Source organism: Luteibacter sp. 9133 (assembly GCF_000800155.1).
GTDB lineage: Bacteria > Pseudomonadota > Gammaproteobacteria > Xanthomonadales > Rhodanobacteraceae > Luteibacter > Luteibacter mycovicinus.
On record NZ_JUHO01000001.1, the window covers coordinates 3,114,566 to 3,141,181 of the forward strand.

The following is a 26,616-nucleotide window of genomic DNA, read 5'->3' on the forward strand; positions in this document are numbered from 1 at the left end:
CGTGTGTGAAATTAATCGCATCGATTAATACGTCGATTTACTGTGAAACCAGAACAGGGAGAATGCCCATGGCCGTCGATATCAAGAACCTCAGCCACAATCAGCTCAACGAGCTGATCGCCAAGGCCCAGTCCCGCCAAACCGAGCTGCGCAGGGAAAAAGTTTCCGCACTGCGCGACAAAATCAATGAATTGATCCGCGCCGAAGGTTTCACCTTCGACGACGTCTTCGGCGCCCGCGCCCCGAAATCCAAACGCGCCGGCACGGTGGTTGCTGCCAAATACCGTAATCCGGATAACGAGGAACAGACCTGGTCGGGACGCGGCAAGCGTCCGCGCTGGTTCAATGACGCGCTGAAGGCCGGTAAAAAGGAAAGCGATCTGCTGGTGTGATTTACATGCCGACATAAACCAGAAAAATGGCCTTGCGAATGCGAGGCCTTTTTTTTGGCGAGTTGGCGAGATGTTTGTTGGAGCGGGGGCTCGGCTTGCGCCTTCGCGTTTGGTTTTGTCGCGGCGTGTAGTGTCGCGTTGAAGAGCCGGCGGGCGCCACCCTCGCGTCCACGCCTGCGGCGACCCCTCAAGGAAGGGCCGCTCCGCGGCCGTCTTTCAATGGCCTTCGGCCGGGTCGGGCTCCGACTGGGGGTTTTCGAGTCGGCTGTCCCTGCCTCCCCGAAAACGGCCGGTCATCCCTGACCGGCCCCGCTCTCGCGGCCTCTTCCAGTCGGAGCCCTCGCCTGCGGCTACCGGACGCGAGGGTGGCACCCGCCGGCTCTTTCGGGGACTGAGGCAGCGTGGGGTCGAGCCGCGGCTCGCTTCGTGGCTGGGACCGCTCGCCTGCCTGTTTCCGATGGCCTCGTTCGCCTTAGCCGGGGTGAGGGTTCGCGAACAGGGTTCGCTCCTACCGCACGGCGACCGCAATGGGGGGATACATGGCGGCCTGTAGGAGCGCGCCCTGCGCGCGAAAAGCCAACGAAGCGAAGAAGCCACACCCCGCTCGACCACCAACCCACCTCGGTACACCAAAGAGACGGCGGGGGTGACCCTCGAGGCCGGTAGCCGCAGGCGAGGGCTTCGACTGGACAAGGCCGCGCACGCGGGGCCGGTCAGGGATGACCGGCCGTTTTCGGGGAGGCAGGGACAGCCGACTCGAAAACCCCCAGTCGGAGCCCGACCCGGCCGAAGGCCATTGATACACGGCCGCGGAGCGGCCCTTCCCTGAGGGGTCGCCGCAGGCGTGGCCTCGAGGGTCACCCCCGCCGGCTCTCCAACGCGACACAACACGCTCGCGACAAAGCCAAACGCGATGGCGCAAGCCGAGCCGAGCCGAGCCCGCGAGATCGAAAGCGCACCCTTGACGCTCCCCCGCCCCGGGCGTAAACCGGGCGGATTATCCTCGGAGTCAACCACATGCCCCTCGTCCGAATCGATGTCCGCCGTGGCAAGGATGCCGCCTATCGCAGCGCGCTCGGCAAAGCCGTTCATGACGCTCTGGTCAGCATCGGCGTGCCGCACGATGACCGTTTCCAGGTCATCGCCGAACACGATGCGGAAGGTCTCGTCTACGACGCGCACTACCTCGGTATCGAGCGCACCGACGACATCGTCATCGTGCAGATCACCTTCAACGACACGCGCACCCTCGACCAGAAGAAAGCGCTGTATCAGGCGATCGCGGAAAACCTGGGCAAGTCACCAGGCGTGAAAGCGGGCGACGTTTTCGTCAGTCTCGTCGAGGTGAAGAAGGAAAACTGGTCGTTTGGCAACGGCGTGGCGCAGTACGCCAGCTGACGGCTCAGAGAGAACGGCGCGGCGCGACGATCAGGTCGCCGAACAACAGGCCCGCCACCAGTGACACCAGCAGCGTGACGCCGAGCAGACCCGTATCCATGCCCAGTGAGGCATCGCGATCCAGCAGATAGGACACGCTGCGGAAGCTTACCGAGCCCGGCACCAGCAAAATGATGCCGGGCTCGCGTACGACGGCGCCCGGTTGCTGGGCGTAGCGCGCATAGACATTGCTGAGCGAGCCCAGCAGAAGACCGCCGACAAACACGCCGAACGGCGCGCCCGGCAATGAGCCCGAAATGCTGCCGCCCCAGCGTGTGGCGAGGTAACCGAGAATGACGGCCCCCATCACGACCAGCCAGTCGCGCCGGGCGGTGCGGAACAGGATGGCGAACGAGAACGCGCCGACCGCGAGCATCGGCCAGTCGGCCCAGCCGGGAAGTGGCGGCAGCGAATAATCGCGCGACACGATACCGAAGGCCTCGCACAGCTGGCTGGCGGCCACGGTACCGAAGGTCAGCTTCAGCAGCGTGGCTACCGCGCCACCCATGCGCGCGACACCGGCCACGAGATGTTGACTGGAAATTTCGCGCACGGCCGTGGTCAGCGCCATGCCGGGCATCAGCACGATCATGCTGCCGAGGATCACCGACTTGACCGCCAGCGGCACCAGGTAAGCGCTGACGACGATCGCGATGGCTGTGGCCACCATGGCGCTGATCGCATCGCTGGCGGCGGCAAGCCGCGGTCGGCTGCCCGACGCGACGGTAATCGAGCCTATGAGAACGCCGATGAAACCCGCGGTGACCAGATCGGGCCACGCACTGTGCAACAGCAGGCCGACGACGGTGGCCGCGCAGAGGCCATAGCTCGCGATCACGCCGAGCTCGGCACGGAAGGTTTCCGGCGCACCCAGCTTACGTAACAGGTGAAAGCCTTCGCGCAGTTCCATCCGGCCATCGATCACGACGTCGGCGATGCGGTCGGCCTCGCAGAGGCGCGCGAGGTTGACGTCGCCGGGCGGCAGGCGCATGACCTGCGTGACCTGGGCGACGCCGTCGTCGCCCTGCCCCAGATCGGCGAACGACACGATGATCGCGGTGGGGCTGGACCAGACCTCGGCGGAGAGCCCCAGACGCTGCGCGGAGCGACCGATGGCGGTCTCCAGGCGTGGTGCGGTGGTGCCGTACTGGTGCAGGCGACGCGCCAGCTCGGTGAGGAACGCAATGCGGGTGTTGATCGCCGTGGTGGCGAAGCTCACCGGAACGGTCAGCGGTGCGACCTCAGGCAACGTCCACCGCCTTCACGCGCAGGGTGGTGCCGTCGATGCCGATGACCTCGACGGTGGCACCCAGGGGGAGATCCGGCCCGGTGACCAGCCACATGCCGTCGCCCACCCTCGCCTTGCCGCGCCCCTGCACGATCGGCTCGCACAGCGTGTAGCGCTGACCGATCAGCTGTTCGCCACGACGGTTGAGGCGTTCGTTGCCTGCCGGAACGTGGTTGAGCCGCGGCCGCACCCATTTCCAGTAAAGGAAGCAGGACGCGAATGCGAGGACGACGAAAATCACGGCCTGCGCAAGCGCGGTCAGACCGGGGACGGCCAGGAGCACGACGCCCATGACCGCCGCGGCGAGACCGATCCACAGCATGAAGTAACCCGGCAACAGCACCTGGCCGCCGAGCAGCAGCAAGGCGGCGATCCACCACAGGTAATGCAGCGCGATCTGGCTCATGGCGTCAGCGCGGCAGTGGCGGGGTGCGGTTGACGGTGCCGTCGCCCTGCGGCGGACGCGACTGTTGCTGCGTGGCCAGCGAGGATTTGGCCAGCTCGGCGATGCCCGCCAGCGAACCGAGGATGCCCGTGGCTTCCATCGGCAACAGCAACGTCTTCTGGTTGGGCGACTTGGCCATTTCCTTCAGTGCCTCGACGTAGTTGTTGGCCACGAAGTAATTCAGCGCGTTGACGTCGCCATGCGAGATGGCGTTGGAGACCATCGTCGTCGCCTTGGCTTCGGCCTCGGCGAGGCGCTCGCGTGCTTCGGCTTCGCGGAAAGCGGCCTCTTTTTTGCCCTCGGCGCTCAGGATGGCGGACTGCTTTTCGCCTTCCGCCTTGAGGATGGCCGCCTGACGGAAGCCCTCGGCATCGAGGATGTTGGCGCGCTTCTCGCGCTCGGCCTTCATCTGCCGGGCCATCGCGTCGACCAGATCGCGCGGCGGCGAGATGTCCTTGATTTCGATACGGGTGACCTTGACGCCCCACGGATGCGTGGCCTCGTCGATCACGCCCAGCAGCTTGGCATTGATCGCGTCGCGCTGGCTGAGGCTCTCGTCGAGATCCATCGAACCGAGCACGGTACGGATATTGGTCATGATCAGCGCCAGCGCCGCGCCTTCGAGGTTCGCGACTTCATACGCGGCCTTGGCGGCATCCAGCACCTGGTAGAAGACGACGCCATCCACGCGGACCACCGCGTTGTCCTTGGTGATGACGTCCTGCGAGGGAACCTCGAGGACCTGCTCCATCATGTTCATCTTGCGACCGATCGCGTAGACGAAGGGAATCAGAAAATGCAGACCCGGTGTCAGCGTGCCGGTGTACTTGCCGAACATCTCGACCGTCCACTCGTAGCCCTGAGGCACGATGCGGATCAGCTTCGCCAGCACGGTGACGGCAACCACCACGACGACGAACGCGACGACGATATTTCCCATGGCCCTTCGCTCCCTATTTCCGGTGTCTTGCCCGGAGTATAGGCGAAGCGACTCAGGCCGGACCGGCGGGAAGCAACAGGGTGACGCGAAGGCCGCCGCCGTCGCGGTTGGACAGCGCGATACGGCCGCCATGGGCTTCCGAAATTTCTCGGGCAAGCGCCAGCCCAAGACCGGTACCCGAGCGCTTGGTCGAATAAAAAGGCAATAACGCCTGCGCCAGGACGGTATCGCTCATGCCCGGGCCGCGGTCGGCCACCTCGATCAGGGTCTCGCGGCCGATGTGGTGGACCGCCAGGCTGACCTCCGTGGCCTCCCCGCCGGCCTCGTGCGCGTTCTTGATCAGATTGATCAGCACCTGCTCGACCTGGGTGCGATCGAACCACCCCGGATGCTCGGGCAAGGGCGCCGCAAGGCGAAATTCTGCGTGCAGAGCCAGATCGTCGAGAAACGGCGCCCAGGGGACCTCGCGCGCTTGCGGCGCAGGCAGTTTGGCGAAGCTGGCGTAGCCGGCAATGAAACTGTGCAGGTGTTTCGCACGGTCGCCGATGGAGGCGAATACGCCGGGCAAGCGGGCGAGATCGCCGCGACGTGCGAGTTCGGCACCGGAATGCGACAGCGACGAGATGGGCGCCAGGGAATTGTTGAGTTCGTGACTGATGACGCGGATGACCCGTTTCCACGTGTGTACTTCCTGGCGGGAAAGCTCACGCGTCATGCGACGGTACAGCTGAAGCCGGTGAGGCCGTCCCTGCAGACGGAAGCCCCGCTGCGAAAGGTGGAAGGTCTCTTCGCTGCCATCCATCTCGACGTTGAACAACGCGTCCTCCCCGGCGCCGGCGGCATCGCGAAGGTTGGCGGGCATGGCTTCGAGCACCGTCGCGAAGTCGAGACCCGCCAACGCCCGGCCTTCGTTGAAGAGATGCCTCGCCGCGATGTTCGCGTAGGTGACCTTGCCTGTCGCATCGGTCAACACGAGGGCGACGGGCGTGTTCTGTACCACGGTGTCCAGCAGCAACTCGCGCTGGGCGAGATGCTGGCGTTGTTCGCGCAGCGTCTGGCCAAGCGCGTTGTGCATGTGGATCAGGTCGCCGAGTTCGTCGTTGCGCCCGGATCCGATCGAGATGCTGAAGTCGCCATCGCGATAACTGGCCAGTGCGCTTTCCAGGGCACGCATCAGGCGACGCAGGGGCTCGACCAGAAGGTGCGCCACCCAGGCCGACAGCGGCAGCAACACGAGAAGACAGATGACCAGGGCCGTGGTGCCGTCGAAGGCCTCGATCGGCCCCGGCGCGGGCAATTTACCAGTCTTGTCAGGCACCGCGCGCATCCACGCCAGCACCTGCGGGAAAGGCCAGATGGAGACGCCCGCGAACACCAGCGCGCCGACGATGGCCGATGCGGCCACCACGATCGTCATCCGTCCCTCTAGCGTGAGCGTCCTCATCGGCGGCGCGTCAGACAGCCAGCCCGTATCGCTCCATCCGCCGGTAGAGCGCTTGCCGTGACAGGCCCAGGCTGTTCGCGGCGCGACTGATGACCCCGCCCGCCGAGGCCAGGGCTGCTTCGACCGACTCGCGGCTGGGTTCGTCGAGGTTGCGCGTGGCGTTCGCCGACGGCGGCGGCAGGTTGAGGTGTACCGGCTCGATGCGACCGTCCGGTGCCAGCAGCGCCGCACGCGCGATGGCGTTTTTCAGCTCACGTACGTTGCCCGGCCATGTGTGTGCCAGCAGCGCTTCGCGAGCGTCTTCGGTCAATGTGGCCTTGCCGTCCAGGAAATGCCCGGCCAGCGGCAGGATATCGTCGCTGCGCTCGGAGAGCGGCGGCAGGTTCACGTCGATGACGTTGAGGCGGTAATAGAGGTCTTCGCGGAACGTGCCCGCGGCGATCATCGCCTTGAGGTCGGCATTGGTCGCGCTGACCAGGCGCACCTTCACCTGTCGCGTCCGCCCCGAACCCAGTCGCTCGAACTGGCCCGTCTCGAGCACGCGCAGCAGCTTCATCTGCCCCGGCAGCGGCAGGTTGCCGATCTCGTCGAGGAACAACGTGCCGCCATGAGCCATCTCGAAGCGGCCCTCGCGCGCCTTGTTGGCGCCCGTATACGCGCCGGCGTCGGCACCGAACAGCTCGGCCTCGATCAGCTCCCCGGGAAGCGCACCGCAATTGACCGCGACGAACGGCCCATGCCGCACGGCGGAATTGGCGTGCACGATCGCGGCTATGCGTTCCTTGCCGGCACCGTTGGGGCCGGTCACCAGCACGGATACGTCGGAACGCGCGACCTGACATGCGAGCTCGATCGTGCGGCTCATGGCCTCGGAAGCGAATACCAGCCCATCGAGTTCGTAGCGGCTTTCCAGAGCTTCACGCCGGCGACGGCGTTCGACATGGACGCGCGTGGCCTCGCGGTTGGCTTCGGCCAGTTCCAGCAGGTTTTCCACCGTCGCCAGCAGCTTGTTGTCATCCCACGGCTTGGCCAGATAATCGGAAGCGCCGGCCTTGACCAGTTCCACCGCGGCTTCGAGGTGCGTCCACGCCGTGAGCAGGATCACCGGCAGGTCGGTGTAACGCGCGCGGATGGCCTTGAACAGCGCGATGCCCTCCTCCCCCGACGTGGTGTCGGCGGTGAAGTTCATGTCCTGAATGACGACATCGATCCGTTCACGGCCAAGCATCGCCAGGCCTTCTTCGGGTGTGAGCGCGACAAGGGGCCGGATCTCGCGCAGGCTGAGAGCCAGGGAAAGGGCCTCGCCGACGGCGGGGTTGTCGTCAATGATCAGTACGCAGCGCATGTGAACCTTTGGCATGCAGGCATGGATGCTTCTCGATGACCAAAAGGTTGAAAGCCTTTCGCATGAATCTTCATTCTAACCACGTGTCGCGACCACCGGGGGGACGGCCGCCGCGCGCAGGGCCGGTGCCAGCACGGCGACCTGCCCGAGCAGCCAGAGGATGATCGCCCCGGCCGGCAGATAGACCAGCGGAAGTCTCGGCACTTCGTATTGCCACATCAGCAGCAGGTTCATCCCGTAAGCCATCACCATGCCTAGGCCGATCCCGATGCTGGCCAGCAGGAAGTTTTCGGTCTGAAAGTAACGCAGCACGTCGACCCGGCGCGCGCCCAGTGCCCGCCGTACGCCGATCTGCCGACGCCGCTGGCCCACCCAGAAGCTGGCTAGACCGACGATGCCCAGCGCGGTCACCGTGAGCAGTGCGATACACACACCGACCAGCAAGACGGCCATGGCACGATCGCTGGCGAAATACGCGTCGCGGATGTCGCCGTAACGCTGTTTGCCGGTGACCACCCGTCGCGGGTCGAGCTGGCGAAGTTTGGCCGCGGCGGCCGTCAGTACGCGGTCCGCCTCCCCCGGTTTCACTCGCAGTAAGAAGGCCGCGCCCATCGCCGGATATTCCCGGAGCGGCACCATCGTGCTGAAGGCGGCCTGCCCACGGTCGCCGCCCCCGGCGCGCGACAGGCGTTTCACGACACCGACCACACGCATATCGTTATCGCCGACGAACACGCTTCGACCGATCGGATGCCCGTCGGGGAAAAGCCGGTCGGCGGCGTCTTTCGAAAGGATGATCGACGGGGCCACCTTGACCTTCGCGCTGACGACATCGTCCATCCAGCGATACTCGTCAGGGCGGAACCACCGGCCTTCGGCCAGCTGCACACCCATGATCTCGCCGATGCGCTCGCCGTAGAAATTGCCGGTATTCAGGCTCGACACATGCTGATCGCGCTGAAGACCGAGACCACTGTTCCAGCTACGGTCGCCGAAAGGCACCGAGTTGGCCACGGTGGCGTCTTCCACACCCGGGATCTCGCGAAGAGCGGCCAGATCCGCGAGGGTGCGTGCATGCATGTCGGTGTGGATACCGATGTCACCCACTTCGATACGCACCAGACGGTCTTCGTCGACACCACTGGGCGTGTCCATCCACGCCAGCCGGTCGCGCACCAGGAAAACCGCGTTGCAGACGATCGCGCACGTCAGCGCGATCTGCAGGATGAGCAGCGTGCAGGTGAAGCGATGGCGTCGCAGTGTCGAGAGGATAGGTCCGATCTGCATGTTCATGTCATTGACTCTTCAGCTGCAGCGCGGGCGTGATGCTGCACGCGCGCCAGGCGGGAAGCAGGCCGGCGATCAACGTAGCGATCACCGAAAGCAGCAACGTGGCGACGAGCATGGCCAGATCGAGGTGAGCCAGCCGGGCGAACGCATCGGGCTGCCTTCGCACCAGGGCGAGTCCGGCCCACGCGAGGATCAGTCCGCCCACCCCTCCGGCCACACCGATCAGGCCGGCCTCGGTAAGCAATTGCGCAAACACGCTGCGCCGTGACGCGCCCAGTGCCCGCCGCACACCGACTTCGCCGGCGCGTCGCATGAACTTGGCCAGCATCAGCCCCACGGTGTTGACCAGGCACACGACAAAAAAGCCGAGGGCAAGCCACACCTGCAGGCGGACATCACTCGGAACGACCTTCTGCTCTTCCAGGAAAGCGAGCAGGCCAATCACCTCCGGGTGCTGGGGACGCTGAAAACGGCCAAGCGCCGCCTGCTCGTGCGCGTAGCCGTCGAGGTAGCGACGATACGCTTCGAGGTGCGCCGCACTGTCGAGCTGTACCCAGTACTGCAGCCAGGTGCACGAGGCACGTTCCATCTCGTTTTCGGCGGTCGATCCCTCGCCCCAGCAGCTGATCCCACCGTCGCGGCCCATCTCCAGCGCACGGGCCGTCGAGAGCGGGACGAACACGCCTTCGCTGCCTGAAAAGCTGCCGGTGTAGATATCGTAGAAATGCGGCACGGGTCGCCAGACATCGAGCACGCCGATGATGCGAAGATCCGCCCCGTTAGCGCGTATCGTCCGGCCGACGCTGTTGGTGCCGCCGAACAGCCGGTCGTTCAGATCGGCTCCGATCACGGCCACGTGTGCCCTGGACTCGTCCTCCGCATCGCTCCACGGCTGCCCGTAGCGGAATGGCACAGCGAACATCGGGAAGAAGTCCGCCGTCGTATAGCGCGCGTGCTCGATAAACGGATCCATGGCCTGGTCGTCGGACTGGACCGGTACCGTGCCACCCACCATCAGGGCTTGCCGGTCCGCCCGACGGTCCTTCAGCAAGCGCATGCCGTCGATCCAGGTCACCTGCACGGGGAGCTTCGTATCCTCCGCGTGGCTCAGATCGCGAGGGTCCATCCGGGGCATGTAGATCGATCCACTGCGTTCCGGCAGCGGATCCCCCGACAGCACGTGCAGGACGGTCAGGGTGGTCATGCTCGCGCCGATCCCCAGCGCGACGGCGAGAATCATGAGCGCCGTCAGCGCCCTGCTCCGCCTCAGGCTGCGAAAGGCGAGTTCCAGATAGTAGGCGAACATCGATACACCCACGCGTCATACGCTCCGCGTCGCTTCGACGGGCGACACCCGCGAGGCGCGCAACGCCGGCGCGAACACCGCCGCCTGACCGAGGCCGAGCAGCGCGACCACACCGACCATGACGTACGTGAACGAAAGCCGCTTCATCTCGAAATGCGTGAACATCCACTGGCTCAGCCCCAGCGCGAGCATCGTGCCGACGACCACGCCGGCGAGCGCGATCAGGAAGTTCTCGGTCATGAAGTAACTGAGGATATCGCTGCGCTTCGCCCCCAATGCGCGCCGCACACCGATCTGCTTACGCCGCTGCCCGACCCAGAAGCTGGACAGGCCCACGATGCCCGCCGCCGTGATGGCCAGCAGCACGCCGCAGACGACGCTCATCAGGATCGCCATGCCGCGATCCGCCTCATAGGCGTTCGCACGTACCGTTTCGAAGGTACGGATGCCGTATTTTTCGGGAAGGACACGCATGCGGTTGACGTCGAACAGGACTTTGGGAACGCTCTTGAATACGGCGTCCTGCTGACCCGGCTTGGTACGGATCATGAAACTCTGTCCGCCGTCGTTGAACGTCAGCGGCATGATCGTCACGCTGTCCATGAAGTCCATGTCGATCCACGGAACGGTCAGCTTCGCCACGATGCCAATGATGGTCGACGGCTTCCCGCCGCGGTAATAGATAACCTTGCCCAGCGCATCGCCGTTGGGGAAAAGTTTGTCGGCCAGCGTCTTGGTCACGATCACCTGCGGCGGGGACGGCGACTCCTGGCGCTCGAACGAGCCGATCTCGGAAGCCGTGAAATTCCGGCCGGCGATGAGCTGCACGCCCAGCGTCTTGAGCGTGTGCTCGTCGCCGAAGTAGAGCGCGGTCTGCGCGCCGCCCTTGGTCGCATCCGGTGCCGTGCGCGCCGTCAATGACCAGCCACCCCGGCGCAGCGGATACGTATTGGTGACATACGCATCTTCCACGCCGGGCATGGCGCGAATGGCCTGGATGTCCGTCCTGATGATCGGAAGGTAGGTCGAGGGCGCGCCTACATACCGGTTCTGCACGGCGATCAGGTTCGACTCGTTCATGCCTGTCGGACGGTTCGCCCGCTCGACGCGCTCATGCACGATGAACAGGGCATTGCAGACGATGGCCAGGGTCAACGCGATCTGCAGCGCGATGAGGATGGTGCCGGCCTTATGCCGACGCAGCGCGGCGAGGATGGGAAGTATCTGCACGATGAAATCCTCAGTTCGACTTCAGCTGCCAGGCGGGCTGCACTTGAGCGGCGCGCCAGGTCGGATAGAAAGCGGCGATGATCGACGCGGCGATCGACACCACGAGCGTGAGCAACACGAGCATCGGGTCCAGTGTCGCCAGCCGTGCGATGGGCTCGGGGAAGACCAGCCCCACGCCGAGCACGCCCAGCCCGGTAAGGATCAGACCCAGGACGCCCCCTGCGACGCCGATCGTGCCCGCCTCGATCAGGAACTGCGCGTAGATATGCAGCCGTGACGCGCCCAGCGCCCGGCGAACGCCGATTTCAGGTGCCCGACGCATGAACTTCGCCAGCAGCAGGCCGACCGTGTTGACCAGGCAGATCACCAGGAAGCCCAGCGATACGACCAGCGACACCTGCGACTCCGGCGGAACGACGTTCTGCACCGACAACCAGTCCATCACGTCACGCACGCGCCCGTTGGGTGCCCAGCGAAAACGGCCAGCACGTTGTTGTTCGGCGCCATAGCCGGCGATGTACTGACGGTAGGACTCCGCCGCGGCACGGGTCGGCAGCTCCGCCCAGAGCGACAGCCAGATGCACTCGGAACGCAGATAGTTGTCCCAGCCTTCACCGGGATCGGCGACACAGTTGTTGTTGCCACTATTGGGCAGTTTGAGATCGACAGCCCGGTTGAACGGCACATACACCGAGGCGCCATCGTTGAACCCGCTCGTATTGGGCACGTCGAAGAACAGCGGCTGCGGCGCCCAGTCCTGGATCACGCCGCTGATGCGGAACAGATGGCCATCGATGTTGATCTGCTTGCCGACGCTCTGGCCGCCGTCGAACAGCTTGTCGTTCAGCGTCTTCGAGATCACAGCGACGCTGGCATGGCGCTCGTCGTCGTCCGGCGTCCATGCCTGTCCCTGGATGAAGGGCACATCGAACATCGGGAAGAAGTCGGCACCTGTCGCGTACGCACCTTCGCGCACCGGTAAACGGCTCGGGTCTTCCGGAATCACGGAAATGCCGATCGGATAGGTCACCGTCTGCCGTTCGGCCTTGTGTGCCCGCAGCAGCGCCATCGCGTCCTGGTACGACAATGCCGGGGGTGGCTCGCCCTTCTCCGTATTCTCGGGACCCCAGTTGTCGACCTGCACGTTGTAGAGCACGGCCGACTTCTGTGGAATCGGATCCCGCGACGTCGCGCGGAACACCGAGTACGTCGTCATCGACGCGGCCACGCCGAAGCCGATGGCCATCACCATCAGTGCGGTGAGGACCGGGTTGCGCCGCAGGCTGCGCATACCGAGATGGAGGTAGTAACTGAACATGGACGGATTCCCCCGGAGAAGCGGCGGTACGATCAGGAGTGGGCGACGTTGGGATGCGAGTGGAAGCGCGGTTCTTCAGCGAGGTCGACCACCTGGCCGTCGATCACGTGGACGTTGCGCTGCGCGCGTGCGGCGAGTTCCGGATCGTGAGTCACCATGACGATGGTGGCACCTTCACGGTGGATCTCTTCCAGCAGTTCCATCACGCCGCGGGCCATCTGCGTATCGAGGTTACCGGTCGGTTCGTCGGCCAGAAGAAGACGCGGTGAGCCGGCGAGTGCGCGGGCGATGGCGACACGCTGCTGCTGACCGCCGGAGAGTTCGGCCGGGTAATGCCTCGCGCGCGAGGCCAGGCCGACACGCTCGAGCGCATCCATGATGCGCTGCTTGCGCTCGGCGGCTTTCATCCCGCGATAGCGCAGCGGCACTTCGACGTTGTCGAACACGTTGAGATCGGGGATCAGGTTGAACGCCTGGAAGATGAAGCCGATCTTCTCGTTGCGGATCTTCGAGCGGGCGTTATCGTCGAGCTTGCTCACTTCGACGCCGTCCAGGTGGTATTCGCCACCGGTGAACGTCTCGAGCAGGCCGGCGATGGTGAGGAAGGTGGTCTTGCCCGAGCCGGACGGTCCGGTGACGGCCACGAACTCGCCTTCCTTCACATCGATGTTGAAGTCGCGCAGGGCGTAGGTCTCGACGACTTCCGTGCGGTAGACCTTGGCGAGATGGTTCATCTTGAGCATGACGTTTCCCTCGGTGGATGAATGGTTGGAACGGTTAACGGCTGATGGCGATGTGCTTGGCGGTGCCAAAGGTGTCCGCCCCGGAGATGACGATCTTGTCGCCCTCCTTCAGGCCGTCCAGAATCTCGACCTTGTCGATGCTGCTGGCACCGACACGGATGTCGCGACGATCGGCCATGCCGTCGGCCACGACGTAAGCGTAGCGGCCGGCGCTTTCGTCCACGAACGAGCCGCGCTCGACGGTCAGTACGTTGTCGCGTTTGTCGAGCAGGATACGCACGGACATGCGCTGGCTCTGGCGCAGCTGCTTGGGTGTATCGCCGTCGAAACGCAGTCGCGCCGCGACTTCGCCATTGACCACCTCGGGCGAGATCGCGCTCACCTTCCCGTCCCACACCTTGCCGTTACCGGTGATCTCACCGGGCATGCCGATCGCGAGGTCGCGCGCGAAGCTCTCCGGCACTTTCATCTCGACTTCGAGGGCGGAAAGATCGATGACGCTCAGCAGCTGGGCATCCTTGGCGACCGTCGCGCGCTCGGCGATGAACAGCTGACCGACCTGCCCGTCGACGGGCGACTTCACGTTCAGGTCGTCGACCTGGCGCTCGAGGTCTTTCACCAGCAGCAGCTGACGGTCGTGGGCCAGCTTCTTCGACTGCACGTCGAAGGTCAGGCTGTCGTTATCCGTCGCCAGATCGGACTTCGCGTGCTTCGTGGTGATCGCCGCCTTGTCCAGCGTGGACTTGGCCTTCTCCACTTCGGCGGCCGGCACGGCACCCTTGTCGAACGCGCTCTGGTAGCGCTTGAGATCGCGCTCGGCGGCGGTCTGATCGATGGTCGCGTTATCGAACGCCTTCTGAAGCTCGGAGCGCTTCTTCGTCGCGTCGATCTGCGCGCGCAGGAACTCCACTTCCATCGCATCCGCCGCCGACTGCTCCTGCGCGAGCTTGCTGGTGAGTTCGGGGCTGGTGATGACGGCGAGCGGCTGATTCTTCGTCACCACGTCGCCCGCATGCACTTTCAGCACGACCGCACCGGCGGACGCGGCATACATCGTCGGGCTCACGGCGGCGACCACTTTGCCTTCCGCCGCGATGTCGCGAACGAACGGTCCACGGGTGACCGTACCGAACGAGAGGCGCGAGGCGCTGACCGAGGAATCCGCCGAAAACATCGTCGCGACCTTCGGCGCCGCGAAAACGAGTGCGACCAGGACCACCACGCCCGCGCCACCGAGCAGCAGTTTGCGCCGATGGCTCGGGCGGACTTCGACGAGGCGGTCCTGTGCGGAGGTGTCGCGGATCATGTTGGGTATCCCTGGTGATTTCCAGGGAGTAGCAGCAAGCAGCGTGCCAACAGGAAATACTAAATCAGATCATAGCCTTGCAAGGAATCCGGCGTGTGAGACGTGTGTCCGCGGACAAAGTGTCCGGACACCCGCGGGTGGCGGACACGTCCGCGCGAGGCATCAGCCAGCGATGCCCACGGATTCGGACATCGCGATATCCCGCGCCACGCCGTGGCCCAGCGTGGATATGCATGCGTCGCGCGCACCAAGCACCGTGAAGCCACTCATCCGTCGGCGGGTGAAGGTGAGCACGCGCGCACGCGATGCACGCAACCATTCGCGGTTCGGCGATCGCCGCGCCGGCGCCGCGATCGGTGAGGCGTCGGCGAACAGGCCATCCCAGGCGAGGTAGTCCGTGTCGGGCAGCAGATAGATGCGGGCGACGGTGTCGCCTTCGGCGCTGACGCAGTCGATCCACTCGCGCGGCCCTTCCGCCGTGATGGCGCAGGTCAGGCCCACGTAGCGGGCGACCAGCAGTGGCGCCAGATCGGCCGATTCCACGAGGCAGCCGTCGGCGGCCGGCGCGCTGAGCGCACAGCCGGACAGCGGCGGTGCCAGGTACAGCACACCGCCCAGCTGCCCCAGGCCCTCGAACAGGGTCCGCGGTGCCAGCGCCAGCCAGCGCGTGGTCGAGGTGGTACGGGCGCGCGAGAGCACGCCGAAGGACGATAGCCAGCCGAACATGTCGCCTCCCGGTCTGGGACGAGGAACGGAGGCCTGGCTTGCGCGGTCCGGGGAGGTCCCGCGTGGCTTGGCGTCGGGGAGAAGTGCGCTTACTTGGTAAGGATCAGCTTGTCGTTGCGAGTCAGGCGCAGGTGGTACTCGCTGCCCTGGTGCTCGATGACGAGCTCACGCGAACCGTCGAGGAGGTTCTTGCTCTCGATGCGCCGCGTCGCGACGGGGGTCGCCATGCGAAGGGGTACGACCTTGTCTCGGCCGCCGTTGTCGGTCAGGGGAAGCGTTCTCAGCAACATGGTCAGCTCCGCGGTTGAGGGTGCGGAGTTGATGATAATGATTCTCAATTACCTGTCAACAGGCAATGGGGTCTCTGCTGAGAAAACGCCGCCCGACGGCGGCGTCGTTTCAGCCCTCGCCGGCCAGCCGCGGGGCGTCGGCAAGCATCCCGGCCAGCGTCCGCTCCAGTTCTTCGAGGTCCGGAATGATCGCGGTGTCGTCCCGGACGAGCACCCGCGCACGCACACCGAACGGCAGGTCATGCCCGTCGTGGGTCGGCAACAGAAGCTCGGCATTGAGCGTGGTCAGGCGCGGGAAGCCGTGGGTCACCACGGCGATGTACGGCAGCCCCGCCGTATTGCCGAGCGCCTTCAGCACGGCGACGCGGGCCGCCTGCGGCGGTGCGTCGTCGGGCAGCCGGGCCACATGGTCGAAGCGCACCAGCGGAATGCTCCAGCCACGCCAGGCGATGCGCCCCAGCAGCCAATCGGGCGCATCGGCGACCGGCTCGACGCCGGCCAGGGTAATGACTTCCGCCACCGCGGCGTTCGGCAGCAGCAGGCGCACGCCCGCGCTGGGGATCAGAACGCAGCGGATCTCTCGCGGTAACGGCTCACTCATGGGAATTCCTCGATCAGTTTCTGCGCCAGCGCCGCGACGTCGCCGGCATAGGCCGCCACACGCTCTTCGCGGATGCCCGCGACCATGTGGCCATGCGCCTCTTCCACCGGCACGCTTTCCACCCAGACGCGACCGCCGGCGTCATAAACCGCCTGCGCTCCCGCCACGGCATCGTTCCCGCGACCGGCGAACACGATGGCCAGCGCGTCGCCACCGAACCCGCCGGCCAGCGTGCTCAGGACACCGTCGATCGACGGGCCCGCACTGCCGGTCGCGCTGGCGTCCTCGCGCACCGTGACGCTGCCGTCGCGGCGGATCTGTACGTGCGACCCGCGCGGCACCACCAGGCGCTCGCCGTGGGCCGTATGGTCCTGCTCGCCGGCGATTCGCAGATCGCCCAGGCGACGCGCGAATGCCTGGGTGTCGTCATGATGCGCGACGACGAGAAGCACCGCGGGAAGACGTGCGGGGACCGCGGCCAGGAACGCGGCGATCGATGCTTCGCTTTCGCCTGCGCCGCCGAGGGCGATCACCCGGCGCACGGCACGCGAGCTGCCTTCGAGGAACATCTCGTGAGAGAACTCGCCGTCGGTGCGCGGCGCGATGGCTTCTTCCATCGAGACCAGTTCGAGCGTGAAGCCAGCCTCGATGCCGTGCGTCCCGTCGTCGACGATGTCCTGTGCGAGGTATTCCGCGGCCGTCAGCGTTTCGATACCGAACTCCGAAGCGGGCGGGCGAGCCACCGTTTCGGGCACGACGGCGTCGTGGTCGATCAGGTCCCATTCGGGCGCCGGCGGCGGTACGTATTCGGTAGCGCGGCCTTCGATCTCGAGCTTCGGCGTGCCCGCCTGCGCGGTACCCGGCGGCGCATCGTCCTCAGATGCGAGCGAGAACTGGCTCAGGTCGAATTCGCGTTCCGGTGCGGGCGGTGGCGGCGGCGTTTCGTCGATGACCTCGAAGCCGGACAGATCGAGCGACGCCAGCTCGGTCAGTTCGACCGGTGCGGACGGCACCTCGTCCAGACCGTCCGTGCTGATCGCGGAGGCATCGGTGTCGGCCAGCAGGGCTTCGAGTTCGGCGGCGAGCTCCGTCGGATCGGCCCCCTCACCATCGTGTTCGCCGGTGGCGGACAGCGTGGTCGAAAACGCCAGTTCGTCGGGCACATCGTGCTCGACACCCGGCACGGCATCCATCGACACAGGCGCAGGCTTGTCGATGGATGCCATCGGCTCCTCGGGATAACCGTGCGTACCCGTGATGGCCAGGTCATCGACCAGGGGTTCGTTGAAGGTCTCTTCGGCCGGTGCGGCAACGCCGGCCATCGCGACCACACGCGGTTCGATGGCTCGGGCGTCTTCGGGGCGTGGCGGATCCATCGGTGACACGCCGACCAGCTTTGCCGCGAGATGCCGGGCCCAGCGGGCGCGGTCCCAGCCTTCCAGCGTGCGGCTCACGTCCGCATCGTTGAACACCAGGCGCGGATGTCCGCCTTCGACCGTGTCGTACAGACGGTCGAGGTCGTCATCGCTGGGGTCGTCGAGGTCGACCACGACCACATCGGCCGACGAACCGACCAGTTCGGCGGGCGCGAAGGCACGAAGGTCCGATTCATAGACGATCGTCGCGCCCTGCTCGACCAGCGCGTCGCGCAGGTGTCCGGACAGCGCTGAGTCGTCGAACAGTAACGCCACCAGGGGCGCACGATCACCCATGGTGAACTCCGAGCACATCGTTGATCTGGATGACCAGATCGTTTTCCTGATACGGCTTGCCGATGTAACGGTCCACGCCGATGTCGAACGCGCGCTGTCGATGTTTGTCGCCGGTACGCGAGGTGATCATGATGATGGGCACGCCCGCCAGACGCTCATCGGCCTTCATCTGCGTCGCCAGTTCATAGCCGTCCATGCGTGGCATCTCGATGTCGAGCAGCATCAGGTCGGGCACGCGCTCATTGAGCTTTTCGAGCGCGTCGATACCGTCCTTCGCCGTCATCACCTCGAACTCGTGACGCTCCAGCACGCGGCCGGTGACCTTGCGCATGGTGATCGAATCGTCGACCACCATGACCAGCGGCTTCACGCGGATCTCGTCCTGCGCGCGCGGTGCGTGCGGGATGGCCGCTTCGGCTTCGAAGGCGCGGCGAGCCATGCCATGACGCACCAGGGGCGCGAGGTCGAGAATCATCAGCACCGAACCGTCGCCCATGATCGTCGCGCCGAGGATACCCGGCACCGAGCTGACCTGCGGACCGACCGGCTTGACCACGATTTCGCGCGAGCCGAGCACGGCATCGACACGGATCGCGGCACGCAGGTCGCCCGAGCGAGCGAGCAGCAGCGGAATATCGCCCTCGTCCGGCGACGCGACGATATGCACGCCCAGCAGCTGCGGCAGGTCGTGGATGGCGAACTCTTCACCCAGATAGTCGAACGCGGGCTGCTCGTCGGCCATGCGGTGGGCAAGCTCGTTCGGCTCCACACGCGCCACGCCGTTGACCGAGGTCATCGGGATGGCGAAGTTCGTTTCACCGATACGCACGATCAGGGCCTGGGTCACCGCGAGGGTGAACGGCAGGCGCATCACGAAGGTCGTGCCGCTGCCCTTCTCCGATTCGATCGCCAGCGTGCCGCCGAGCTGCTTGATCTCGTTGGCGACGACGTCCATACCGACGCCACGACCGGCTACCTGGGTGACCTTCTCCGCGGTGGAAAAGCCCGGTACCTGGGTGAGCTGAAGGATCTGGTCGTCGGAGACGCGGGCATCCGGACGCAGCAGGCCGCGCTCGATCGCCTTGGCGCGAATGGCGTCGCGGTCCATGCCGGCACCGTCGTCGGACAGGCGTACCACGACCTCGGTGGCTTCGCGCGCCACCTGGATACGCACCGTGCCTTCCGGATGCTTACCGTTGGCTTCGCGAGTGTCCGGTGTCTCGATACCGTGGGCGACCGCGTTACGCAGCATGTGCTCGAACGGCGCCTTGATACGGTCGAGCATGTTGCGGTCCATTTCGCCGTTGGCGCCTTCCACGACCAGCTGCGCCCGCTTGCCAACGTCGTTGGCGGCCTGGCGGAGCGTGCGGCGAAGGTTGGGCACCATCGCGTCGAACGGCAACATGCGCGTCTGCATGAGACCTTCCTGCAGTTCCGCGTTGACCCGCTGCTGCTGGAGCAGGAGGTTTTCGGACTGACGGGTCAGCTCATCGAGGATCGTCTGCAGCGAGACCAGATCGGATACCGACTCGGCCAGCGCTCGCGAGTACTGCTGAAGCTGCGAGAAGCGATCGAGTTCGAGCGGATCGAACGTCGCTGATCCGGTATCGCGGTGTTCCTGGTGGTAACGCGCGATGATCTGCGCTTCGGTTTCGATTTCGAGCATGCGCAGCTGGCTGCGCAGACGGCTGACCGTCTGCTCGTGCTCGGTGAGCGTCGAGCGGAAGCTGGCCGTCTGCTGTTCCAGGCGCGAGCGGTAGATCGACACTTCGCCGGCGTGGTTCACCAGCGTGTCGAGCATGTCCGCGCGGACACGGATCTGTTCCTGCGACGCGCGCTGCAGTTCTTCTTCCTCGAATTCCGGCAGCAGGTCCGGCAGTTCGTGGTCGAGGACAGGAATGACTTCCGGTTCCGGCAGGGGCTCGGTCGCCGGGATGTACTCGGCGGCCTCGCGCTCTTCGCGGTACGCCTCGGCGGTCAGCGTATCCGGTGCGATGGGCGCGCCGGCCAGGCGTGCGAACGGCTCGATGTCGGCATCGCTGAGCGCGATCGCGCGGTTCTGCGCGATGCTCTGGATCATGCCGTGCAGACGATCGAAACCGACTTCCATCGCTTCGATGGAGGCGCGGTCGCTGTCGCGCTGGCCCGTGGCCACCGCGTCGAGCAGGGCTTCCATCGCATGCGCGAAATCGCCGACCGGCGCCAGGCCAGCCATGCGCGCACTGCCCTTCAGCGTGTGCAGATCGCGCTGCAGCGAGGTGACGTGTTCCGCCACCTGCGGCTCGATGCGCCATGCGGCGAGCGCGCCGTCGGCGTGATCCAGAATCTCGCGGCCTTCCTCGACGAACACCTCGAGCAGATCGGGATCGATATCGGCATACGGCGAAAGCTCCGGCACCAGGGCCGGTGCCGGCTCGTCCACCGGCGTATGCACCGGCGCGGCGACCGGTTCATGCGACTGGTCTTCGATGAGAACGGGCTCGTCCACGGCGGGCTCGGCCACGTCTTCCGGCTGAGCCACGTCTTCCGGCTCGGCCACTTCGTCCGGCTCGGCCACTGCTCGCGGGTCAGCGGCTTCTTCCGGCTCAGCCAGCTCGAACGATGCTTCGGACTCCGCCATGTCAGCGGCGTACGGCGCTACTTCCGGAGCCTCGGCCTGGTCGACAGGTATTTCCTCGGCCACCGGCTCGAAGACGGGCTCGGTGGGAGCCGACTCTGCCGGCGCTTCGGGACCCACCGACGCCAGCGGATCGGGATCGACAAACGAATCCTCTTCCGACGGCGTCTCGTCGATGACTTCGTCGTCGGCGGAAACGATCTCATCGACACGCGAATCCTCGACCCGCGGTTCGACGAGGCCATCGTCGGTATGCAGCACGTCACCATCGTGCGACATCGGCTGCGGCAATGCTTCGGCTTCGGCTTCGGCTTCGGCTTCGGCTTCGGCTTCGGCTTCGGCGTTGGCTTCGGCGTTGGCTTCCGCTGCCGCGTCGACCGACGGGCCGGCCGGCGTCGTCGCGGCGGCATCGAAACCCTCCACCAGAGCGCGCCAGGCAGCCGCTTCGTCCACGTCGTACTTCGCGATCGGCTCGACCACGCCTTCCGGTTTGTCGACCTCGAAACGTTCGAACGAAGCGAGCAGCTCGGCCGTGAGATCGTCAGTGCTGTCGATCGGCTCGACGGGCGCCAGCTCGATCCCGGGAATGGCCTGACTGTCCGTCTCGGCGTCGATTTCGGCCTGAAGCTCGGCGAGCGTCGGCTCCTGCTCTTCGGACGTTTCGGATTCAGGCGCCACGTCGGCGACGACGTCGGCTTTCGTTTCGACCGCGGGCGGAGCGGCAGCCTCGAGCTCGGCCAGCTCACGGGCCAGCATCGCTTCCAGCTCGGCTTCAAGATCGCCCGGCGCGGCAGCATCCTCTTCCACGCTGTCGTCGGCGAGGGTTTCCGTGTCGAACGACGACACGGGGGCCGCGTCGTCTTCCGGCAAGACCTCGTCCACGGCCGGCGACGGGACGTCGTCGACGACGTTCGCAACGTGGGGCACGACGTTGTCGATGTCGGCGACGAACGGCGTCGAGGACGCCACGTCGAGCGGCGCCTCGTCCAGCGGCAGCGGATCGGGCTCGTACAGAATGTGCGCGACCGTCGCTTCGGGCTGTTCGTCGCGCATGGCGATGATATGTGCCGCCAGCGCGGCCACGTCCGGTACGCGCGGATCCGGGGTGTCGAACTGGTCCATCACGTGATCGACGAGATCGGCCGTATCGGTCAGCGCGTCCACGCCTTCGACACGCAGCGGCAGGCCGCTGGCACGAACGCGCTTGATCAGGCCTTCCAGCGGTGCGAGCACCTGGATGAGCACCGGGATGTCGACCATACCGATGGCACCGTGCAACGTATGCACGGCACGCAGCAGCGCGTCGTCGACAAACAGTTCGCCGTCGCCGGCGCGGGCCAGGTTGGCACGAATGATCGTGAGGTACTGGGCCACCTCGGTACGCAGGATGTCGAGCAGCACGGCGTCGACCGGCGGCAGCGGCGGCGCGACATACACCGGCTCGCTCGGCGCGGCTTCGACGGGCTCGGCGGGCGTCTGCCCGTAGCTGGCGAAAGCGGCGGTCGGCACGGCGGCGATGGTGTCGCGGGGCACGCGACGCTTCACCTTGGTGCGGACCTTCTGTACGGAGCTCTTCGCGACATCTTCCACGAAGGCCATGTCGCCCATCGCGAGGCGATCCGCGGTTTCCATGATCGCGGCGATCGGCGCACCCGGCGTGCTCTCGCCTTCGAGAGCGGCCTTCAGCTGCGGCAGCGCATCGATGGCATGACGGACCAGCGCCTGCACGCCCGGATGCGGTTCGATGCTCTTGTCGAGCACGCGGTTGAGCGTGTTCTCGACCTTCCAGGCGAACTCGCCCAGAAGACGGGCGCCGACCAGACGACCGGAGCCCTTCAGCGTATGGAACGAGCGACGGATCGGAACGAGCGACTCGCTTCTTTCCGGATTGGCCAGCCACGCGCTCTGCGCGGCACGGAGATTGTTGATCTCTTCCTCGGTTTCTTCGAGGAAGATCTCGCGGATTTCGTCGTCGATACCGTCGACCGTGATCTGGAAGCCGGCGAACTCGGCATGGCCTGCGCCGCCCACTTCCTGCTCGATTTCTTCCTCGATCTCGACCCAGTCTTCCTCGCCCGCGGCAGCGGCGGGCTCCGCAGCGGCCGCGACCGGCGACGTCGCTTCAGGCGCCGTCGCTTCGGGCGCGGCGGCCGCGGCGATTTCCGCCTCGGTCGGAGGCTCGTCGACCAGATCGAACGATTCCGCAAACGTCGATACCGTTTCGCCCGCATCGACGCTGGTCGACGGCACGGCGATGTGCTCGATCGCCTCGCTTTCGATGCGCTCGATCGCGGCTTCGCCCAGCGGCTCGGCTACGTCTTCCTCAGCGGTCGGCAGCGGCCAGTAGCCGAGCTCGGCCAGGCTCTGCTGCGTCACGTCCAGTATGTGCTCGAGGCCACCGCGGTGTTCGCGGGCGGCTTCGAGGTAATACTCGAGCGCCGCCAGTGCATCGGCAAGGCGATCCATCTGCGCGCCGTTCGGCACGCGGCGGTCGCCGAGCAGTTCACGATGAATGAACAGGCCAATGCCGTCGGCGAGTTCGCCGGGGCGCGGAGCGCCCAGCATGCGCATCGCGCCGCCGATTTCGGCCATCAGCTCCGGCGTACCGTCCAGCTGGGCGTGATCCCAGGACGACTCGACGAAGGCGACGATCGCGTCCTTGACCTTCGACGTGTTGCCCGTGGCTTCGCGCATCAGCGTGGCGAGAATGTGGCGTGCTTCGCTGCGCGGAAGCGGCGACGGACCGAGGTCGGAAACGACCTGCTCCTCACCCTCGGCACCGAGGCGTTCGATGTGGTCGTCGAGCGAGGCTTCGACGTAGAGCAGCGCACCCGCGACATCGAGCAACGACTCTTCGTCGGGATCGCGCGCACCGGTGGCGATTTCGCCGAGGATCCGGCGCTGTTCGCCCACCACGCGGCGCGGCACACCGAGCGCAAGCATGCCCAGCGTGTCACCGACACGATCGAGTACGTCAGCCTGCGGGCCGAGCTGAGCGGGATCGCCATCGGGGCGACGGAGGAACAGGTCGAGCGATTCCTTCACCCGCAGCAGGTCTTCCTTGATCGCCACCGACACGGTGTCGAGCAGCGCGCGGTTGTGACCGGACATCGAGCCACGGGCATGCTCGACCTCGGCCGCCTGCGGCAGCAAGCCGTCGAGCCGGTAGGTCTGGCGCAGTTCTTCGAGGCGTTCGCTGCCCGGTTTGGCCTGGGCGACGTAGTACAGCAGCTTGCGTGCGAGCTCGTCCGCATCGCCGTTGAGCAACGCGTCTTCGCCACCCTCCACCAGTTCACGGATGGAACGGTCGACGCGGCCGATCAGCTGGCGCACGTCCTTTTCGTGGGCGCGAAGCACGCCACGCTCGAGGCCTTCGAGGACACCGGCGGCGATCCACCACAGGCGACGGCCGGCGATGGTGTAGCAACGCGCGGCGATGCCGTCGAGCGTCGCACGCATGCCGAGCAGCTGACGTTCGTTGCCCTGCCCGCGGAACCAGGCCAGCAACTGCTGCTGGAAACGCACGCGCAGTTCCGCGATCTCGGCGCGATGGCTTTCGGCTGCCGCGGGATCGTTTGCACCCGGCGCAATGGCCGGCAGCATGGTGTCGAGGTTGGGCGTGAACAGTGCCGACTCGTGCAGCGACTGCTCGCCACGGCTCGAGCGAAGGTCGTTGAGCAGCGGCAGGAGCACGATGGGCACGTCGCGGTGGCCACTCTGCAGACGCTCGAGGTAGTCGGGCATCTGCATCATGCCGCGCATGAGCGCGGCATAGGCGTCGTCGCGATGGGCCACGCGATCGTCGATCAGCGCGGCGACCAGCTGCTCCATTTCGCCGACGACCATCGCGGCGCCGTACAACTCGACCATACGCAGCGTGCCGTGGACCTGGTGAAGGTCCGCGGCACAGGTGTGCATGACGTAGGCGTCGCGGGAGTCCTCGACGTAGGACTCGAGGGCCTGGCGTGCCTTGGACAAGGCGTCGTCGAGCTCCGCCTTGACCCAGTGCAGCGTAGTGAAATCGGTATGGTCTTGAAGTCTCACTGCATTAGCCCGGCAGCTTGAAGTTCGCGACGGACAGTCGCAGGTCGTTCGCCAGCTGTGCCAGGTTTCCGATCGACTCGGCCGTCTGACTTGCACCCAGCGAGGTCTGCGAGGTGATCTCCTGAATGACGTTCATCGTCGCCGAGGTGTCCGTTGCCGCGGCCGACTGCTGGCGGGCAGCGGCGGAGATGTTCTGAATCAGTGCGGACAGATCGTTCGAGACGCGCTCGATGTCGCCCAGCGCGGTACCCGCGTCCTCGGCCAGTCGTGCACCGGCCACCACCTCGGCGGTGGTCTGCTCCATGGAGCTGACCGCCTCGTTGGTATCGGACTGAATGGTCTGGACCAGGGTTTCGATTCGCTTCGTGGCGCTGGCGGAACGTTCGGCGAGGCGCTGGACTTCGTCCGCGACGACCGCGAAACCGCGACCCGCTTCACCGGCCGACGCCGCCTGGATGGCTGCGTTCAACGCGAGGATGTTGGTCTGCTCGGCAATGTCGTTGATCAGTTCGACGATCGAGCCGATTTCCTGCGAAGACTCGCCCAGTCGCTTGATTCGCTTCGAGGTTTCCTGAATCTGGTCACGGATCGAGTCCATGCCCTGAATCGTTTCCCGCACCACTTCCGCGCCACGCGATGCGATCTGCACCGAGCGCTGCGCCACGTCGGCCGACTCGGCCGAGTCCTTCGACACCGTATCCATCGAGGTGGCGATCTGGTTGATGGCGGAGGTCGCCGAGGTGATCTGCTGCGCCTGCTGTTCCGCCGCGTCGGCGAGGTGCATCGCGGTGGCCTGGGTTTCCTGCGCTGCCGCCGAGACCCGCACCGCCGTTTCGTTAATCGTGGTGACGAGGTTGCGCATCTCGTCGACCGCGGAGTTCATGGCGTCCGCGATGGCGCCCGTGATGTCCTCGGTCACCGTGGCCTTGATGGTCAGGTCGCCTTCGGCGAGCGAGCCCATCTCGTCCAGCAGCCGCATAATCGCGGTCTGGTTACGCTGATTGAGTTCGGACGTGGTTTCCAGGCGGCGACGCTGATCGCGCACGAGGTTGTAGACCAGCAACAGGGCGAACGCCACCGCGCCGATGGCGCCGATCAGGCCCCACCATACGTTCGGGAACAGGCGGGTCAGCGGCAACCTGGCGATCTGGTCGGCGGACTCGTTCGCACGCAGCAACACGGTCTGCGAATCCAGCGACGCCTGGTTACCGGCGCGCTTCACGTCCTGCAGGTTCGGCGACGCCGAGACCAGCTGGGTGACGGGATCGACCAGGTCGCCCCACGACGTCTGCATGTCGGTCAGGATCTTGTGTGCATTGCTGTCGGAGATGGCACGGACACCGCCGTCCGGGTTGCCATCGATCAGGCCCTTGAGCACCGAACCGTACAGCTGCGCATCGCGCGACAGGCCGTCAGCGGCGGACTGCGCACCGTCGCCACCCTGCAGGATTTCCTGCACGCGGCGGATCATGCGGTCAGCCATGAGCATCCAGCGCGCGATGGTGAAAGTCTGCTCCACCGAGGCGTTTTTCTGCTGGACGATGTTGAGCACCTCGTCGGTACGCGCGTTCAGCAGCGGCATCTGCCTGGAGAACAGATCGGCGCGCTCACCCGACGACAGGACGAGGTCTTTATTGGAGAGAATCTTGCCGATGTCCGCGTCGAGCTGGTGCCAGGCGTTGGCCAGCGCGCCCACCGAGCGACCGGCCTGCGAGCCGTTGTCGTCCGCGTAAGCCGGCATGCCGGTCTTGTCGTCGCCCTTGACCAGGCGTTGCACCGCCGAATCGATCGTATTCCGGGTGGCCGACAGTTCGCGGAAGGAGTCGCGGTTGCCGTCGGATGCCTCGAGCGCGTACTTCGCGGTCTGCTGCGAAAGCACCTGAACCTGGGTCGTCAACGCGATGGCTTCGCGATCCTCACCGTTCCTGGTGTTCAGCCACCAGAAGTCGACCGACGCCAAACCGATCGCCAGGAGAAGAAACACGATAACGATCGTGTAGCCACGTTCCCGGCCTGCGCCGCCTGCTGTCGTGCTCATATCTACCTCACCCAAACCTGGCAAAGCTAGCCACCGGCGCCTCGAGGCTGCCGGCAAGACGAAGCGACCGAAGTGATCGCCCCCCCGTTCCCAATGCGAAAGCG

The 26,616-nt window shown here is 65.8% G+C and carries 19 protein-coding genes; 2 read left to right on the forward strand and 17 right to left on the reverse strand.

Translation table 11 applies throughout. The features are described 5' to 3' along the window. The first annotated feature begins 68 nt into the window (after positions 1 to 68). Positions 69 to 392 (forward strand): H-NS histone family protein, encoded by a 324-nt coding sequence (locus tag FA87_RS13540; RefSeq protein ID WP_036111342.1) that lies wholly within the window; start codon positions 69 to 71, stop codon positions 390 to 392. A gap of 1,017 nt (positions 393 to 1,409) precedes the next feature. Further along, positions 1,410 to 1,790, forward strand: a complete 381-nt coding sequence (locus FA87_RS13545) for a tautomerase family protein (RefSeq protein WP_043695242.1) — start codon at positions 1,410 to 1,412, stop codon at positions 1,788 to 1,790. Positions 1,791 to 1,794: 4 nt separating this feature from the next. Here FA87_RS13545 and FA87_RS13550 read toward each other — a convergent pair whose 3' ends face one another. From FA87_RS13550 to FA87_RS13630, 17 genes are all read right to left on the reverse strand, one after another. Then, positions 1,795 to 3,078 carry a threonine/serine exporter family protein gene (locus FA87_RS13550; protein ID WP_081996596.1) on the reverse strand — a complete coding sequence of 428 codons (1,284 nt, stop codon included), beginning with the start codon at positions 3,076 to 3,078 and terminating at the stop codon, positions 1,795 to 1,797. Further along, a complete protein-coding gene (locus tag FA87_RS13555; protein WP_043695244.1) occupies positions 3,071 to 3,523 on the reverse strand; it encodes an NfeD family protein in 453 nt (150 codons plus the stop codon). Before FA87_RS13555 ends, FA87_RS13550 begins: the two co-directional genes overlap by 8 nt. Before the next feature lie 4 nt (positions 3,524 to 3,527). Beyond that, complete coding sequence (locus FA87_RS13560) at positions 3,528 to 4,502, reverse strand: SPFH domain-containing protein (protein ID WP_043695246.1); 975 nt, start codon at positions 4,500 to 4,502, stop codon at positions 3,528 to 3,530. Between the two features lie 52 nt (positions 4,503 to 4,554). Further along, positions 4,555 to 5,919 (reverse strand): ATP-binding protein, encoded by a 1,365-nt coding sequence (locus FA87_RS13565; protein ID WP_308847340.1) that lies wholly within the window; start codon positions 5,917 to 5,919, stop codon positions 4,555 to 4,557. Between the two features lie 37 nt (positions 5,920 to 5,956). After that, a complete protein-coding gene (locus FA87_RS13570) occupies positions 5,957 to 7,291 on the reverse strand; it encodes a sigma-54 dependent transcriptional regulator (protein WP_043695251.1) in 1,335 nt (444 codons plus the stop codon). 75 nt (positions 7,292 to 7,366) lie between these two features. Beyond that, entirely contained in the window at positions 7,367 to 8,578 is a 1,212-nt protein-coding gene (locus tag FA87_RS13575; protein WP_043698167.1) for an ABC transporter permease, read from the reverse strand. A 7-nt stretch (positions 8,579 to 8,585) separates the two neighbouring features. Next, a complete protein-coding gene (locus FA87_RS13580) occupies positions 8,586 to 9,887 on the reverse strand; it encodes an ABC transporter permease (protein WP_043695254.1) in 1,302 nt (433 codons plus the stop codon). A 15-nt stretch (positions 9,888 to 9,902) separates the two neighbouring features. Beyond that, on the reverse strand, positions 9,903 to 11,117 hold the full coding sequence (locus tag FA87_RS13585) for an FtsX-like permease family protein (RefSeq protein ID WP_043695257.1): 1,215 nt from the start codon (positions 11,115 to 11,117) through the stop codon (positions 9,903 to 9,905). A 10-nt stretch (positions 11,118 to 11,127) separates the two neighbouring features. Then, positions 11,128 to 12,435: an ABC transporter permease gene (locus FA87_RS13590; RefSeq protein WP_043695260.1), complete on the reverse strand. Its 1,308-nt coding sequence runs from the start codon at positions 12,433 to 12,435 to the stop codon at positions 11,128 to 11,130. 32 nt (positions 12,436 to 12,467) lie between these two features. Further along, positions 12,468 to 13,178 carry an ABC transporter ATP-binding protein gene (locus FA87_RS13595; protein ID WP_036111317.1) on the reverse strand — a complete coding sequence of 237 codons (711 nt, stop codon included), beginning with the start codon at positions 13,176 to 13,178 and terminating at the stop codon, positions 12,468 to 12,470. Between the two features lie 34 nt (positions 13,179 to 13,212). After that, positions 13,213 to 14,484 carry an efflux RND transporter periplasmic adaptor subunit gene (locus FA87_RS13600; protein ID WP_043695263.1) on the reverse strand — a complete coding sequence of 424 codons (1,272 nt, stop codon included), beginning with the start codon at positions 14,482 to 14,484 and terminating at the stop codon, positions 13,213 to 13,215. Between the two features lie 162 nt (positions 14,485 to 14,646). Further along, complete coding sequence (locus FA87_RS13605; RefSeq protein WP_051943389.1) at positions 14,647 to 15,210, reverse strand: hypothetical protein; 564 nt, start codon at positions 15,208 to 15,210, stop codon at positions 14,647 to 14,649. 89 nt (positions 15,211 to 15,299) lie between these two features. Beyond that, positions 15,300 to 15,437: a hemin uptake protein HemP gene (locus FA87_RS13610; RefSeq protein WP_051944201.1), complete on the reverse strand. Its 138-nt coding sequence runs from the start codon at positions 15,435 to 15,437 to the stop codon at positions 15,300 to 15,302. A gap of 172 nt (positions 15,438 to 15,609) precedes the next feature. Then, positions 15,610 to 16,101, reverse strand: a complete 492-nt coding sequence (locus FA87_RS13615; protein ID WP_036111313.1) for a chemotaxis protein CheW — start codon at positions 16,099 to 16,101, stop codon at positions 15,610 to 15,612. Continuing rightward, entirely contained in the window at positions 16,098 to 17,813 is a 1,716-nt protein-coding gene (locus tag FA87_RS13620; protein ID WP_043698170.1) for a chemotaxis protein CheB, read from the reverse strand. The genes FA87_RS13615 and FA87_RS13620 overlap by 4 nt, the downstream gene beginning before the upstream one ends. Next, positions 17,806 to 24,474 carry an Hpt domain-containing protein gene (locus tag FA87_RS13625; protein WP_043695266.1) on the reverse strand — a complete coding sequence of 2,223 codons (6,669 nt, stop codon included), beginning with the start codon at positions 24,472 to 24,474 and terminating at the stop codon, positions 17,806 to 17,808. The genes FA87_RS13620 and FA87_RS13625 overlap by 8 nt, the downstream gene beginning before the upstream one ends. 4 nt (positions 24,475 to 24,478) lie before the next feature. Continuing rightward, on the reverse strand, positions 24,479 to 26,512 hold the full coding sequence (locus tag FA87_RS13630; protein ID WP_036111308.1) for a methyl-accepting chemotaxis protein: 2,034 nt from the start codon (positions 26,510 to 26,512) through the stop codon (positions 24,479 to 24,481). Between the last annotated feature and the right edge of the window lie 104 nt (positions 26,513 to 26,616).

Bases quoted from the DNA above. Each gene is read 5' to 3' on its own strand.
- FA87_RS13565 (WP_308847340.1), bottom strand. From the start codon at position 5,919: ATGACGATCGTGGTGGCCGCATCGGCCATCGTCGGCGCGCTGGTGTTC.
- FA87_RS13540 (WP_036111342.1), top strand. From the start codon at position 69: ATGGCCGTCGATATCAAGAACCTCAGCCACAATCAGCTCAACGAGCTG.
- FA87_RS13570 (WP_043695251.1), bottom strand. From the start codon at position 7,291: ATGCGCTGCGTACTGATCATTGACGACAACCCCGCCGTCGGCGAGGCC.
- FA87_RS13590 (WP_043695260.1), bottom strand. From the start codon at position 12,435: ATGTTCAGTTACTACCTCCATCTCGGTATGCGCAGCCTGCGGCGCAAC.
- FA87_RS13580 (WP_043695254.1), bottom strand. From the start codon at position 9,887: ATGTTCGCCTACTATCTGGAACTCGCCTTTCGCAGCCTGAGGCGGAGC.
- FA87_RS13555 (WP_043695244.1), bottom strand. From the start codon at position 3,523: ATGAGCCAGATCGCGCTGCATTACCTGTGGTGGATCGCCGCCTTGCTG.
- FA87_RS13575 (WP_043698167.1), bottom strand. From the start codon at position 8,578: ATGCAGATCGGACCTATCCTCTCGACACTGCGACGCCATCGCTTCACC.
- FA87_RS13620 (WP_043698170.1), bottom strand. From the start codon at position 17,813: ATGGGTGATCGTGCGCCCCTGGTGGCGTTACTGTTCGACGACTCAGCG.
- FA87_RS13600 (WP_043695263.1), bottom strand. From the start codon at position 14,484: ATGATCCGCGACACCTCCGCACAGGACCGCCTCGTCGAAGTCCGCCCG.
- FA87_RS13595 (WP_036111317.1), bottom strand. From the start codon at position 13,178: ATGCTCAAGATGAACCATCTCGCCAAGGTCTACCGCACGGAAGTCGTC.
- FA87_RS13610 (WP_051944201.1), bottom strand. From the start codon at position 15,437: ATGGCGACCCCCGTCGCGACGCGGCGCATCGAGAGCAAGAACCTCCTC.
- FA87_RS13615 (WP_036111313.1), bottom strand. From the start codon at position 16,101: ATGAGTGAGCCGTTACCGCGAGAGATCCGCTGCGTTCTGATCCCCAGC.
- FA87_RS13605 (WP_051943389.1), bottom strand. From the start codon at position 15,210: ATGTTCGGCTGGCTATCGTCCTTCGGCGTGCTCTCGCGCGCCCGTACC.
- FA87_RS13630 (WP_036111308.1), bottom strand. From the start codon at position 26,512: ATGAGCACGACAGCAGGCGGCGCAGGCCGGGAACGTGGCTACACGATC.
- FA87_RS13545 (WP_043695242.1), top strand. From the start codon at position 1,410: ATGCCCCTCGTCCGAATCGATGTCCGCCGTGGCAAGGATGCCGCCTAT.
- FA87_RS13560 (WP_043695246.1), bottom strand. From the start codon at position 4,502: ATGGGAAATATCGTCGTCGCGTTCGTCGTCGTGGTGGTTGCCGTCACC.